Below are 15,439 nucleotides of genomic sequence, written 5' to 3' on the forward strand. Positions count from 1 at the left end.
GGGCGCCTTGAGGCCTCAAAGATGAATTTTCCATGACAAGCGTTCGGTCGCAGCCCGCGCCAACGGCCTATTGCCTGAAGCGTCGTGCTCCCGTGGGCGTCATAACAAAGGATGAGTCGTAATGGTTCGCTGCAAACCACCGGTCAAACCCCAAGCCCAAGGCCACGATGGCCAGGCAATCCTGCGGCTCAAGCCCCTGGCCCATGCCATCGCCTTGCTGCTGATGGCCGGCAGTGCCCATGGCGCCACGGCGTTCAGTTCCGGTTGGTTTGCTGCCAAGGGCGCGTCCCAGGCGGCCACGGCCGCGCGCACCGGGGGCCAGGTGCCGGGCATGCCGCCGCCGTTGTCCCAGCAGACCCGGGCCAACCAGCAGTTGCAGCGTTCCCTGAGCAACCTCAACACCAGTGTCGCGGCCATTGCCGCCCAGCAAGCGGCCCAGGCGGCCGGGCGCCAGGCCGCGTTCGGCCGGGTGACCACGGTGCCCGACGGCCTCGGCGAAGGCGGGCTCAAGGTCGACAACAGCCTGACCCAGGGCTGGACCAACGCCAAAGGCCCGGTGCAGACCCAGGCCGGCGGCCAGACTACGGTGACCATCGAGCAGACGGCCGACAAGGCGATCCTCAACTGGGAGACCTTCAACGTCGGGCGCAACACCACGGTCGACTTCCAGCAGCAGTCGAGCTGGGCCGTGCTCAACCGGGTCAACGACCCCAATGCCCGGCCCAGCGAGATCCAGGGCCAGATCAAGGGCGCGGGCACGGTGATGATCATGAACCGCAACGGGGTGATCTTCAGCGGCAGCAGCCAGGTCAACGTGCGCAACCTGGTGGCCGCGGCCGCCAGCATCAGCGATGACCAGTTCACCCAGCACGGACTGTACGTGGACACCAACGGCACCCTGCCGACCTTTACCGATGCCGCCGGCAAGGTCGAGGTGCAGCGCGGGGCGCTGATCCAGACCCACAGCCCGGCGACGTCCACCGACGCCGGTGGCTACGCCTTGCTGCTGGGTTCGGAAGTGGAGAACGCCGGCACCCTGATCACCGCCAAGGGCCAGACCACCCTCGCGGCCGGTGACAGTTTTTACATCCGGCGTGGCGTGGGCACCAGCGGCAACCAGCATTCCACCACCCGGGGCAACGAAGTGGCGACCAGCCTCAACCCCGGCAGCAGTGCCGGCAAGGTCACCAACACCGGCCTGATCATGGCGTCCACCGGCGATATCACCCTGACCGGGCACCAGGTGCAGCAAAACGGCGTGGCCCTGGCCAGCACCTCGGTGGACACCCGCGGCACGATTCACTTGCTCAATTCGGCCAGCGACAGCACCGGCAGCGTGACCCTGGGGCAGGGCAGCACCACCGCGATCCTGCTCGACAGCAGTGGCAGCAGTGCCCTGGACAGCCAGCGCAACAATGGCCTGATCAACCTCGACGGCACCCCGACCAACCTGATCACTGGCCAGTTCAATAACCTCAGCAGCATCAGCGACCGCACCGATCAGTCCCGGATCGAAATCGTCAGCGGTGGCCATGTGGATTTCCAGAGCGGCTCCATCACCCTGGCCACCGGCGGCCAGGTGGCGGTGACGGCGGGCCAGCGCAGCCTGGTGCGCGACGGCGCAACTATCGATGTGTCCGGCGCCGTCGGGGTCAAGGTGGCGATGGAATCCAACACCATCAAGATCAACGTCCAGGGCAACGAGCAGCGCGACTCGGCGGGCAACCGCGATAACGGCCAACTGATCAACAACGATGTCTGGGTCGACCTGCGGGAGCTGGTGTTCGTCCCGGCCGGTACCAATGGCTACGCCACCGACCGCTGGTACACCGCCGGCGGCCTGCTGGAGGTGGGCGGCTACCTCGGTACCCAGGGCCATACAGTCGGTGAGTGGATGGCCCAGGGCGGCACCCTGACCTTTACCGGCAAGGACGTGGTGACCCAGTCCGGTGCCCAGTTGAACCTCTCCGGCGGCACCGTCGACGTGCAAGGCGGGTATATCCAGCAAAGCTGGCTCAAGGGTCCCAATGGCCAGCTGTACGAGCTGTCGCGGGCACCGGGGGACATTCTCTACACCGGGCTCTACAAGGGGTATGAAGACATCAGCGCGCGCTGGAACCGCAACGACTACTACTACAACCCGCTGATCGCCCAGCAACGGCGCTACGAGGCCGGCTACACCATCGGCCGCGACGCCGGCAAGCTGGTGATCGGCACCCGCAACGCCGTGCTCGAAGGCCAGTTGATCAGCGACGTATTCAAGGGCGAGCGCCAGACCCAGGCGCCCAACGTCAACCTCGACGGCTACCAGCAATCCCACAAGGCCGCTGCCCAGCGGGCGCAGTTGATCATTGGCAACTACACGCCGATCTACAACAAGGCCAGCGGCACCCTGCGCTACGCCCTGAGCCCGAGCGTGGACCAGGTGCTGATCGAGGCCAACACGCAGAAGATCGCCGACGGCCTGGACCTCACCAGCGCCTTGCCGGCCGATCGCCAAGGGCAGTTGGTGCTGGACAGCGACCAGCTCAACGGCTTCCAGCTGGGGGCGATCAAGGTCGGTGCGCGGCAGCAGATCCAGGTCAACAGTGGGCTGAAGGTGGCCGACGGCGGCGATATCACCCTGTTCGGACCCCAGGTCCAGATCAACGCCGACCTCACCGCCCATGGCGGCCGGATCAATGCCGGCAACGTCTTGAACCAGGTGGATGTAAACCGTGGTTTTGTGCTCGGTGACGTGATCCTCGCACCCATCGGCGCTGCCCAGCCCCGGGTCGATGTGGCGACCGGGGTCAAGCTCGATGTCTCCGGACGCTGGACCAACCTCGCCCTTGATCCGCAGGCCAGCGAGGGGCTGGCCTTTATCAACGGCGGTAAGCTGTCGCTGCGCAGCAGCGGCGACCTGAACCTGGCCAGCGGCACCCGGCTGGATGTCACGTCCGGTGCGAGCATCGGTTACGACGGCAAGACCAGTGGCGGCAAGGGCGGTGATCTGACCCTGGCGGCCGATGGCTCGCTGGACCTTGGCAGCGAGCTGCTCGGCTACGGGGTCAACGGCGGCGGCACCCTGGCGCTGCAGGCGCACAAGGTGCTGATCGGCGACACCGGCGCCGCGCCTGTGGCCGGCACCCTGCAACTGGCCGGGGACTTCTTCGACAAGGGCTTTTCCGCCTACGACATCACCGGCAATGAAGGCCTGATTGTCGCCGACGGCGCCCGGGTCGACGTCAACCAGCCGCTGTACCGCCTGGGCGCCGAGGCCAGCACCCGCCCCACCGGCAGCGCGCCGGCCAGCGTGCTGCAAAGCTGGCTGCCGGAGCTGTACCAGCAGGACCCGGCCAAAGGTGTGCTGACTCAGCGCCGTGGCGCCAGCCTGACCCTGAGCGCCGGCACGCAATACGCCACCGCCGCCCAGTTGGCGACCACCGCCCTGAGCGTTGGCCAGGGTGCGGTGATCACGGTCGACCCGGGGCAGGCGATCAACCTGCGCAGCGTCGGCCAGTTGACCGTCAATGGCACCCTCAATGCCTGGGGTGGCCGCGTCAGCCTCGGCGGCCTGACGACGGCCAGTGGCGAGGCGGCCAACGCCACCGGCCACGGGCGTTCGATCTGGGTCGGCGAGCAGGCGCTGATCGATGTCGCGGCCCGGGCGGTGAGCGCGGTGGACAACCGTGGCCGCAGTTACGGGCAGGTGCGCAATGGCGGCACGATTGCCATCGGCGGCGAGATCGACCTGGCCACCGGCATCGCCAAGGCCAGCGATCTGTTCGTGGTGGTGCGCGAAGGCGCGCGGCTGGAGGCTTCCGGCGCCCAGGCGGCCCTGGATATACCGGGGCAGGGCCGGGTGCAGGTGGCCAGCAATGGCGGCAGCATCAGCTTCGCCTCCAACAACGGCCTGTACCTGGACGGCAGCTTTGCGGCCCGGGCCGGAGGCGCCGGCGCGGCGGGCGGCAGCCTGTCCCTGGCCCTGGAAAGCCCGTACTACATCAAGAATGCGCTGACCGACCGGGTGCTCAAGCCCCGGGAACTGGTGCTCGGCCAGGTGCACCAACCGAGCACGCTGCCGGCGACCGCCGAAGACGCGGCCGCCAGCCTGGAGTACGGCCATGGCCGCCTCGGGGTGGACCAGGTCAGCGCCGGTGGTTTCGACAGTCTGGCGCTGCTGAGCAACGGTCTGCTCAGTTTCGATGGCGATGTCTCGCTGCATATGGGCCAGAGCCTGCGCCTGTACAGCAGCGCCCTGAACCTCAGCGAGAACGCCGCGGCCCACTCGCGGGTCGAGTTGTCGGCGCCCTACCTGTTGCTGGCCGGGATCCTCGCGCCACTGGAAGCCAAGGATCAGTATGAGCATCCGGTGCTCGGCGGAACGCCGTCACAGCGGCCGACCCAGGCGCAGTTCAGCGCCAGTGGCAACCTGATCGACGTGCGCGGCAGTGTGGTGTTCGGCAGCCTGGGCAGCCTGCGACAGGCCAATGGCAGCCAGCAGGTTGTCGAGCGCCGTGGCTTCGATGATGTGCAACTGACCAGCCAGGGCGACCTGCGCTTCCTCGCCGGTGCCGGCGCCGATGTGATCGCCAAGGGCATCAGCACCCAGTTGCTGACCCACGGCGACATGACCCTGCGGGCGGCGCAACTGTACCCGGCCACCGAAGTCGGGGCCCGAGTGCTGGCTGGTTACGTGGGGGCCGGCAATGGCCTGCTGCTGAACTTCGACCCCGCACGGACCCTGACCATCGGCCGCAGCGGCAATGCCGAGCTGGCCGTGCCTTATTCGGCCTTCGGCCGCCTGCAATTGGGCGCGGCAATTATCAAGCAGGGCGGGGTGCTGCGCGCGCCCCTGGGCCTGATCGAAATCGGCAACCTGGGGGCGACCCGGGTCGAGTTGCTGCCCGGCAGCGTGACCTCGGTCAGCGGCAAGGGCCTGGTGCTGCCTTATGGCGGCACGGTCGACGGCCAGCTCTACAAGTACAACGGCAAGAATGTGACCTTCCTTGGCCAGGGAGCGCTGGTGAATGAAAACAGCGACCTGAGCGTGGGGGTGATCCTCGGCGGCCAGTCGGTGAAGGTGCTGCCCGAGGCCACGGTGGATCTGTCCGGCGGTGGTGAGTTGCTGGGGGCCGGGTTTATCTCCGGGCGTGGCGGTTCCACCGATGCCCGCTACAGCCCGTTGGTGCAGATTGGCGCCAATGGCGGCTTTGTCCTGCCGGGCCTGGGCACCAACCCGATCTACGCGATCGTGCCCGGGGTGCAGCCGGGCTATGCGCCGGTGGCGGCGGAAGGTGGGGCGGTGGACCCGATGATCGGCCAGCAGATCAGCATCGGCGCCGGAGTGCCGGGCCTGGCGGCAGGCACCTACACCTTGATGCCGTCGACCTACGCCCTGATGCCGGGGGCGTTCCGGGTCGAGATCAACGGCCTGGCCGGGCTCGGCAGCGAAGGCACGGCGCAGCAGCTGCGCAATGGCTCCTGGTCAACCGCCGGGCGCCTGTCCGTGGCCCATACCGGGATCGGCAACAGTGTGGCCAGCCAGGTGATCCTGACCCCGGCCGAGACCTTGCGTCGTTACTCCCAATACAACGAAACCGGTTATGCGCAGTTCGCCCTGGCCGACGCGGCCAAGCTCGGGGTGCCGCGGCCGCTGTTGCCGGTGGATGCCAAGACCCTGAAGCTGGCCCTGTACGCGGGCGCCGGGGCCGAGGCGTTTTCCTTCGAGGGCATTGGCCGCTTCGAGGCGGCTGCCGGTGGCTACGGTGGCACGGTGGCGGTGCTGAATTCGGGTTTTGGCGGTATTGAAGTGGTGAAAGCCGGAAACGCCGCCAGCAGCGGCTTCGGCGGCGTGACCCTGGATGACCGGAGCCTGAACGCATTGGGCGCGGCGCGCCTGATGCTCGGCGGCCTGACCCTGGTCAAGTACGGTCAGGGCGGCAACTACATCACCCTGGCGAGTGGCACCAACGCCATGTCGGGCTCGATCACCTTGCGCCAGGGCGCGAGCCTGGCCGCGCCCGAGGTGTTTCTGGTGGCGGGCAACGGCCAGATCGTCCTCGAACAAGGCGCGTCGATCAACAGCATCGGCCGCGGCCGGGCCAGCTACGACGCCCGGGATGGGTTTATCTACCAGATGAGCAACCTGCTGGCGGTGTCCAACGGCCTGCTCAACGTCATCGGCCAGACCCAGGCCGGCGGCCAGGTCAGCGGCGGCATCCAGGTCGGCGCTTGCACCAACGCCCCGTGCAGCGGGCAGACCGCGCTGTATTCCGAGGGCAGTATCGTCGCCCTGACCGACAACACCTTCGAGCTGGGAGACCAGGTGCGCTACGGCACCCGGCACCTCAACCTGGGCCTGAGCAGCGTCAACGTCGGCAGCCCCGAGGCCCTGGCTGCGGCCGCGGCCAGTGGCCGCCTGCCGACCGGCATGACCCTCAACCAGCAGTTGCTGGACCGCTTGCTGCGCGGCGACACCCAGTTCGGCGCGCCGGCCCTGGAGACCCTGCAACTCTCGGCCCGGGACAGCTTCAACTTCTACGGCAGCACGGCCCTGGACACCTATGACCCACTGACCGGCAAGTCGCTGCTGAGCAACCTGCTGCTGTCGAGCCCGGCCATCTACGGCTCGGGCAGCGCCAGCGACGTGGCGAGCATTCACACCGCCAACCTGATCTGGCAGGGCACGGATACGCCTGCCGGCGCGGTGGTGGCCGGTGGCGCCGGCACGGGCAGCGGGCGCCTGGATATCCAGGCCGAGCGCATCGAGTTCGGTTATGGCGCCTTCGCCCAGCCCAGCACGATCAAGAGCTTCGATCGCCTGGCCCTGGGCTTTGGCAGCGTCAACCTGAGTGCCAGCGAGCGCATCACCGCCAACCACAAGGGCAGCCTGGCGGTCTACCAAAGCCAGGGTGCCTATGAAACCGGCAAGGGCTTCCAGTACAGCGGCGGCAACCTGAATATCCTCACGCCGTTGCTGACCGGTGCCGCCGGTTCGGTGAATCGCATCACCGCCGGGGGCGCGATTGATGTGGCGGCAACGGGCGTTACCCCGGGCACGGCTGACGGCCAGGGCGCCGAGCTGGCGTTGCAGGGCGACAGCATCCGCCTGGCCAGCGCCGTGGTGCTGCCCAGCGGCAAGGTGACCCTGGGCGCGCGGGGCGATGTGCTGCTGACCGACGCCGCGCTGATCGATGTGGCCGGGCGCGCCATCGCTTTCAACGATCTGACCAAATATGGCTGGGGCGGCGACGTGCTGCTGCAGAGCCGCGCCGGCAACGTGCTACAGGCGGCGGGTTCGACCATTGACCTGTCGGCCAGGAACAACCAGGCCGGCAAGCTGCAAGCCATCGCCCTGGACCCGGGCGCGGGTGGCGTCGACCTGCAAGGACGGATCCTCGCCGGCAGCAGCGGCTATTACGATGCCGGTGGCAGCCTGATGCCGTACGCGGCGGGCGGCGTCGAGATCCAGGCCCAGCACCTGGGGGCCGGCGCGAGCCTCGACCAGCAGTTCGCCGCGCTCAACCAGCGGCTGAACGAAGGCCAGGTGTTTGGTGCCCGCAGTTTCCAGCTCAAGCAGGGTGACCTGACCATCGGCAATGGCCTCAAGGCCGGCAGGATCAGCGTCTCCCTGGACAACGGCAGCCTGCGGGTCAACGGCCTGGTGGACGCCAGCGGCGAACGGGTCGGCAGCATCAACCTGGCCGCCAGGAACGGCCTGACCCTGGACGGCAGCGCAGTGCTCGACGCCCATGGCAGCCGGCTGCGGGTCGACAGCTACGGCAAGATCATCGACTCGCCCAACCGCGCCATGGTGGTGCTCAGCTCCGGCCAGGGCCAGTTGACCCTGGCCGACGGCGTGCGTATCGACCTGCGCCATGGCACCGAGGTTGCGCTCGGCACGGCCCCCGGCGCCAACGACGGTCGCAGCCGCGGCACCCTGGAGCTGAATGCGCCACGGCTGATCAAGCCCGATCAGAGCAGCGACGACATTGCCATCGACGCCCATGGCCAGCTGGATATCCAGGGTGCACGCTCGATTGCGGTCAACGGCATGATCAGCTACGACGACGCCCGGGAAGGCACCGATACCAGCGCCAGTGGCCGCCCATACCAGGTGATCGATGAGGATTACCTGAAGCAGAAACATGCGCTGAGCGTGCTGTTTATCAACGCGGCGAAGAACAACAGCGACCTGATGCAGAACAAACTCGCCGGCCTGAACAATGCCACCTACGCCGATGCCTTCCATTTGCGCCCGGGGGTGGAGATCATCAGCAAGACCGCCGACGGCGACCTGGTGGTGCAGGGCGATATCGACCTGTCGCAGTTTCGCTACGCCAGCGTCAACCCGCACACCGAGCAGACCCAGGTGTACGGCTCCGGTGAGGTGGGCAGCCTGACCTTGCGCGCCGGTGGCGACCTGAACATCTACGGCAGCATCAACGACGGCTTTGCGCCGCCACCGCCCACCGACGATGACACGGGCTGGATTCTGCGGGCCGGCCTCGACTTCACCGGCAGCGACATCGTGGTGCCGGGCACGGGCGTGACCCTGGCCGACGGCACGCTGTTCCCCGGCGGCAGCACCCTGAACTACGACCTGCCGATCCGCGGCCTGATGCTGCCGGCCGGCAGCCGCCTGCCAGTCGCCGCGACCCTGGCCCAGGAGCTGTTCCTGCCGGCGGGTACGGTGCTGGCGGCGGCGGTGCGCGATGCCGACGGCAAGGTGCTGTTCACCGCCGGCTCCTTGCTCGGCCACGACCAGACCCTGGCCGTGGGCAGTGTGCTGGACGCCGGCACCTTGCTGGTCGTCAACACCCGGGTCGGGGCCATGACCTGGCCCAAGGGCGTGCCGCTGCCAGGCCAGGCCGGGAGCCGGGCGGTGGTCACCCTCGATGGCAGCCGGCTGCTGCCGCGCGGGGCGCTGATCCCGTCCGGCACCGACATCAAGCTGCCGGCCGGGGTCGAGTCGGTGCAGTTGCGGCCCGAGGTGGCAGGGCGCCAGGGCAAGCTGTGGGCCATCGCGCCGATGCTGGCCGAGGGTTCCCAGTCCTGGTCGCTGCGCCTGGTGGCGGGTGCCGATACCCAGGCCGCCGACAGCCGTCTGCTGCAAACCCAGGCTCGGGCCGGCGATCTGCATCTGGCGGACAGTCACTACGGGATGTACGGCCAGCCGGAGTTTGTCTGGACCGAAGAGGGTTCGCTGGACTTCTTTGGCGACGACAGCATGGTGGGGCTGCCGATCGACTTCGTCGAACTGCAATACCCGGGGCTTTGCGACGATACGCCCAGTTATTGCCAGGTCGGCAGTGGCTATACCCTGGTCGCCAGCAGCACCCGCCCCAGCGTGGTGCGTACCGGTGCCGCCGACCTGGAGCTGCTGGCGGCGGGCAACCTGAGCATGGACTCGCTGTTCGGCGTCTACACCGCCGGCACTTCCTCGACCCAGACCTCTGCCAGCGACCCCTACAACCTGGCGCGCTCAGGCAGCGGCGGCAAGGTCCTGAAGAACCTCGCCGGCGGCTATGAAGCCCTGGTCGACGGCGGCACCCAGAGCCTGTACCGCGCCTGGTACCCGGAAGGCGGCGGCAACCTGCGGATCAAGGCCGGCGGCGACCTGAGCGGCAATATCGTCGACCTCCCGAGCCAGAGCCCCAACGGTCGCCCGGTGGGGTCGGACATGGGCCATGACTCGAGCAATGTCGGCAACTGGCTCTGGCGCCAGGGCAACGACGCCGGTGCTGGCCAGGCGCGGGACACGGCCTGGTGGATCAACTTCGGGACCTACACCGCCAACAGCGTGTCCGGTGCCGACCAGATGGTAGGTTTTACCGGCTTCGGCACCCTGGGCGGTGGCAACCTGGAGGTTGAGGTCGGTGGCGATGCCGGGGTGCTCGCACCGCTGGCGGCGGCGGATTTCGCCGGCTACGCCAACCGCCGCAGCCAGGGCCTGATCCTGGCCGTCGGCAGCACCGGGCGCCTGGCGGCCGATGGCAGTCGGCAAGTGACCGGTGGCGGCGATCTGAACCTGCGGGTGGGCGGTGCCCTGAACCCTTATCGCCAGTACGGGGCCGGTGCGTTCAACGGCGCGCTGGTGGACCTGCGCGGCCATGTGCAAGTGAGCGGCAGCGCCCTGGGCAGCCTGGAGCTGCATTACGGCGCCCGGGCGGTGGACCAGAGCTCCAGCGAAATCCGCGCCTTTGACTTCCAGCGCGCGACCCTGGCGGCCGCCTCGGGCGGTCTGACCCTGGTGCCGGGGGACGCCACGTTCAACCTGTCGACCCGTGGCGACCTGGTGCTGCAGACCGTGGCCGACCCGGGTCGGGCGACCCTGGTCAATGGCTGGAGTTATCAGAGCCCCGCTGGCACCTGGGGCGTCGGCCAGAGCTGGTTCACCCTGTGGACCGAGCGCACCGCGGTCGATCTGTTTTCCGCCGGGGGCAACCTTACGCCCATGAACGACGGCAGCCCCACCGATATGGCGACGGTGTACCCGGCCACCCTGAGGGCGGTCGCTGCCAGCGGCAGTCTGTATTACGGGCACTCCAGGCAGTTTTCGGCAGGCGCGAACAACGTCCCGGCGGCCCTGGTACTGGCGCCGTCGCTCAATGGCCAACTGCAGTTGCTGGCCGGCGACTCGATCTACGGCGGGGACCTGACGGTGAGCCGCTCCAGCGCCGCGGCGCGGGTCCTGGCCACCCCGCAGCACCCGGCCTATATCGTGACCACAGACAACCTCACGGGCGCGCCCATCGTCGGCCGCGGCAATCTGCCCAGTGACGGCAACCGGGCCCGTGGCGGGACCTTTCCGTTGTTCGCCTTCGGCCCCAACAGTGCTTCCACCGAGTGGGGCAGCGCCGCCGAACCGGCACGCTTCTATGCCGTCAATGGCGACTTGATGGGGGTCAGCAGCGGCCGGGCGATCACCATGACCTCCACCACCGACTCGCGCTTCGGGCAAACCTTCTACGAGGGCGGTGGGCCGGTACGGATGCTGGCCGGGCGCGATATCGTCAGCAGCGGCACGCCCATGAACGGCAGCACTGGCGGCGACTTCAACTTCGGTGCCTATACCCTGGTGGGCAACCTGTTTATCCATAACGACCCGACCGATATCTCCATCGCCAGTGCCGGGCGCGACATCCTCTACAGCAACTTCAGGGTCGCCGGTCCCGGCACCCTGGAGCTGACGGCGGGGCGCACTATCCTGATGGAGGACAAGGTCAGCGTCATCAGCCTCGGCGGCGTGGCACCCGGTGACAGCCGCCCCGGGTCGAGCATCGTGATGCAGGCCGGCGTCGGTCCCAACGGCCCGGACTACCAGCGCTTCGTGCAGGCCTACCTCGACCCGGCCAACCTGGCCCAGCCCGGGGAAAGCCTGGGCGCCGGCAAGGTGGCCAAGACCTATGAGGGCGAGTTGCAGGCCTGGCTGGCCGGGCGCTTCGGTTTTGTCGGCGACAGCACCCAGGCCCGGGCCTATTACGCGGCGCTGCCGGCGGAGCAGCAGCGGGTGTTTGCCCGGGAGGTGTATTTCGCCGAACTCAAGGCTGGCGGGCGCGAGTACACCCAGGAAGGCGGCCTGCGCCAGGGCAGCTATGCCCGGGGGCGCACGGCGATTGCGGCGTTGTTCCCGCAGACCGATGTGGCCGGCAACCCCATCCGCTACCAGGGCGATATCACCCTGTTCGGCGGCGCCGGGGTGCACACCGATTTTGGTGGCTCGATCCAGATGCTGACCCCCGGCGGCAACCAGACCTTCGGCATCGAAGGCGCGGCGCCACCGGCGTCGGCCGGGGTCATCACCCAGGGCGCGGGGGATATCCAGCTGTATTCCCTGGGCAGCATCCTGCTCGGCCAGAGCCGGATCATGACCACCTTTGGCGGCTCGATCATGGGCTGGTCGGCGGCCGGCGACATCAACGCCGGGCGCGGTTCCAAGACCACCGTGGTCTATACGCCGCCCAAGCGGGTGTACGACACCTGGGGCAACGTCGGCCTGTCGCCGTCGGTGCCGAGCACCGGGGCCGGGATCGCCACCCTCAACCCGATCCCGGAAGTCGCGGCCGGCGACATCGACCTGATCGCGCCCCTGGGCACCATCGATGCCGGCGAGGCGGGGATCCGCGTGTCGGGCAATATCAACATCGCCGCGCTGCGGGTGGTCAATGCGGCGAACATCCAGACCCAGGGCAAGTCGTCCGGGGTGCCGGTGTCGGCGGCGGTCAATACCGGGGCCATGAGCTCGGCCAGTTCGGCGGGCGCTGCGGCTTCCCAGGCTGCTGAAGACGCTGCGCGCAACCAGCAGGCGGCGGCGAAACAGGGGCGGGCGTCAATCGTTACCGTCGAGGTCCTGGGCTTTGGCTCCGAACCGCTGCAACGCGGTCGCGAAGACGCCAGCCGCGCCCCGGGCTACAACCCCGACAGCCCGGTGCAAGTGCTGGGCGCCGGGCCCTTGAGCGACCAGGCACGGGCGCGCCTGACCGATGAGGAACGTGGGCAGCTGACGTTATAGGGTTGTTCTCGTAGTACGTTCGGGGGCGATCGCTGATCGCCCCTTTTTTTTGCCGGTCGCCCCGCCACGACCTATGCCGCGCCGCGTACGCAACCGCAGTTCGGGCTGATCAGCGCGGGTGGCTGCTCACTGGTATTCATGGCTCTGGGTTTCAATGAACTCCTTGAGCCAGTGGGCGATGTGTTCGACGTCGATGGGCTCGCCCTGCCTGACGCGTTTCAGCAGCAGGCCAGTCACGCCGATCTGCAGGGTGGTCTGCCGGTAGCGCAGGACCGGATCGACGCCGTACTCATCGCTGACCAGGGCCCAGGCCAGGCCGGGCACTTGCGCCAGCAGTGCGTCGCCCAGCGCGATGCCCATGGCCTCCCAGGCCTGGACGTCGGAATCCTCCAGGGTCTGGCTGGCGACCATCTGCTGCAACAGGGCGAAATCGGCGCCGGTGCCGTTCAGGGAGGCGCCTGGGAACTGCTGGGCAATCCGCTCGCCGAGCTGGGCGCGCAAGCCGTGCATCGTGGCCAGCAGGTCGCCAGGGATAGGGCCGAAGGTCGCCGTGGCGGGTTGGGAATTCGACATCAGAAAGCTCCATGGGGTGGTGTCGTGGGGCGCTACTATCGGATTTTTTCGAGCCGATTTCCAGAGTGCAGACGCAGCTTGGCCGTGGTAGGCGAGGCGAGGTGACTGATGGAGGAGATCGTTGTGTGGGCCGGCATCGGAGCGCGGCTCAAGCCGAGTATCGGCTGCGGGATAACGGGTGGATAACCCTTGAAGAAAATGGCAGGGGCGGCTGGATTTGAACCAACGCATGGCAGGATCAAAACCTGCTGCCTTACCGCTTGGCGACGCCCCTGTAGCTGTTGCGACGTTGCTTGCTGTCACTGCAGGCCGTGGAGGCCCCTGTGCAAGAACGCGCGGAAATTTATCAATATTTATCGCGTATGGGAAGTGAAAGTTGAAAAAAATAGTTTTTAAAACAGCGGCTTACTCAGGTACTGGGCCCCCGGCTATATAAGCGGCCTGGGTGTCCTTCAGGGGCCGGGCAATGTCCAGCGCATGGCGGATGGCCCGCAGCTCATCGCCCGCCAGGCGCTTGCGGCCCAGGTCGCAGGTGCTGGAGCCCGGGTCCATATGCAGTGAAAACAGCCCGGTCAGTTGCTCGCCATCGTCTTCCAGGAGCATCTCCATATAGGTTTCATGGGGTGCGCTGGCGGTCAGGTAGATCAATCCCGCAACCTCGGCGCGGCCGCACACGCGCACCTCATCCCAACTCAACCGGGTGCCGCGCGCGGTGCCTACCTGGGGCAGGTGCCAGGCGTCCGGGACGGGCGGCAGTGCACGCAGGACAGGCAACAGTGCCTCGCAGGCAAGCACCTCGAATTCATAGCGGTACTTGCCATGCAACATGCCGTGGGCGTTTGCCGCGCCGGGCAGCGCGCGGATAACCCTGGCCCGCAGCAGGTGACTCAGGGCGATTTCCGAAGGTTGTTCGCTCCAGCCGTTGAGGTCGGAGACCGGCGGGCACCAGATCAGTTGCAGGGTTTCACCGGGCGTCAGGTGGGCCTGCCAATCGAAGGCTGCCAGGGTGTTTTGCCCCACGGCCGGCAGCAGGTCGCGCAGGTACAGGGTCGGTGCGCCGTAGTCGATGCCCAGGTCGGTGGCCCAGAACAGGGGCAGGTAGGTATTCATGGGGCGGTTCCGGTTGCGGTTTTTTCGAGCGCCAGCGGGCCGTTTGTGCCGAACGCGATCCTGGCGAAGCGCTGGCCGATCCGCTGGTGCGCGGCATCGTCCGGGTGCAACTGATCAGGCAGCGGCAAATCGGCAAAATCCTCGGCGCCGTACAGCTGCAGGCCGTCGAGATAATGCAGGTTCGGGTCGTCGGCCCGGCGTTGCTCGACGATGCGCTGCAGTTCCTGGCGGATGCGGATCAGGGTCAACTTGCCGGTCTGGGCTTCTGCGGGGTCACCCGACGCACGAAACAGCACCTTGCCCGCTGCCAGGGCCTGGCTATCAAAAGCGCCGGGGCCGGGGGTGTGTTCATGAATCGGGCAATAGAGCGGTGAAATCAGCAGCAGCGGGGTGTGCGGGTGCCCGTCACGCAGGGTGTCGGGAAAACCGTGCACCGCCGGGATAAAGGCTCGCAGGCGCATCAGGTCGGCGTTCACCAGATTGATCCCGAGCTTGACGCTGATCAGGTCGGCGGCGATGCCGCCCATGCTGCGCGCGGTGAAGGGGTCGAGCAGGGCGTTGCCGGCCAGGCCGAGGTTGTACAGCTCCACCTGGCCAAGGCGGGCCGCCAGCGCCGGCCAGATCGAGGTCGGGCTGGCGGCATTGGAACCGTTGCTGATGGAGCTGCCGTGGTGCAGCCAGACCGGGCGCCCCGTGGCCTCGGGCACCGCCAGCGGGGCGTTGCTGCGCAGGGCCTGGAGCCAACTGGTTTCGTTATAGGGCAGCCAGATTTCCACGGTCTTGTCCCGCGCCGGCAGGCCGGCAAAACCCAGGGTGGCGACCGGCCCCGAGGTGCACGTCTGCGCACCCGTGGCCAGGTCGATGCGCACCTGGTCACCGCCCTGGGCGCTGCACTGGTGCAGCAACTGTCCATCCACCCACAGGTCATAGACCCCCAGCGGCCGGGGCGGTGCGCCGCTATACAGGTAGCGGATCGGCACTACATCCAGCTCGATCTCGGTGGCCTCGGTTTGCAGCACCAGGCGCACCCCGCAGGGTTGGGCTTCGGCCCGGGCGAACTGCGGGTCCGCGCATTGCGCCCGGGCCCAGGCGGGCAGGCGGTGGGGCAACAGGCCCTGTTCGCCGGCTTCCAGCTCCACTGCACCCGTCCCTTACACCCATCTGACGCTGCCGACGCACCACCCTGTGTCGATCCCGGGGGTCGCCGTCAACAGAAAACAAAAAATACGACACCGACCACGATCGAAGACCACACGA

Annotated in this window: 4 protein-coding genes and 1 tRNA gene; 1 reads left to right on the forward strand and 4 read right to left on the reverse strand. The window is 67.8% G+C overall.

The genetic code is table 11. The annotated features are described in order from the left end of the window. Positions 1–121: 121 nt before the first annotated feature. Positions 122–12,499 (forward strand): filamentous hemagglutinin family protein, encoded by a 12,378-nt coding sequence (locus MF4836_RS32345; RefSeq protein ID WP_078473775.1) that lies wholly within the window; start codon positions 122–124, stop codon positions 12,497–12,499. Between the two features lie 126 nt (positions 12,500–12,625). Here the strand turns inward: MF4836_RS32345 and MF4836_RS32350 are convergent, their stop codons facing one another. The 4 genes from MF4836_RS32350 to MF4836_RS32365 all read right to left on the reverse strand — a co-directional run bounded on the left by MF4836_RS32350 (position 12,626) and on the right by MF4836_RS32365 (position 15,321). Next, complete coding sequence (locus tag MF4836_RS32350) at positions 12,626–13,072, reverse strand: DUF3806 domain-containing protein (protein WP_161955778.1); 447 nt, start codon at positions 13,070–13,072, stop codon at positions 12,626–12,628. Between the two features lie 199 nt (positions 13,073–13,271). Then, positions 13,272–13,346 (reverse strand) — tRNA-Gln (locus MF4836_RS32355). 131 nt (positions 13,347–13,477) lie between these two features. Beyond that, positions 13,478–14,182, reverse strand: a complete 705-nt coding sequence (locus MF4836_RS32360) for a hypothetical protein (protein WP_078473777.1) — start codon at positions 14,180–14,182, stop codon at positions 13,478–13,480. Beyond that, the gene (locus MF4836_RS32365) at positions 14,179–15,321 is read right to left on the reverse strand and encodes an SGNH/GDSL hydrolase family protein (protein WP_078473778.1); all 1,143 of its coding nucleotides are present in this window, start codon (positions 15,319–15,321) and stop codon (positions 14,179–14,181) included. Before MF4836_RS32365 ends, MF4836_RS32360 begins: the two co-directional genes overlap by 4 nt. Between the last annotated feature and the right edge of the window lie 118 nt (positions 15,322–15,439).

It is taken from the genome of Pseudomonas sp. MF4836 (assembly GCF_002018875.1).
Classification (GTDB): domain Bacteria; phylum Pseudomonadota; class Gammaproteobacteria; order Pseudomonadales; family Pseudomonadaceae; genus Aquipseudomonas.

Coding starts and splice junctions, on each gene's coding strand:
- MF4836_RS32345 (WP_078473775.1), top strand. CDS start 122: ATGGTTCGCTGCAAACCACCGGTCAAACCCCAAGCCCAAGGCCACGAT.
- MF4836_RS32360 (WP_078473777.1), bottom strand. CDS start 14,182: ATGAATACCTACCTGCCCCTGTTCTGGGCCACCGACCTGGGCATCGAC.
- MF4836_RS32350 (WP_161955778.1), bottom strand. CDS start 13,072: ATGTCGAATTCCCAACCCGCCACGGCGACCTTCGGCCCTATCCCTGGC.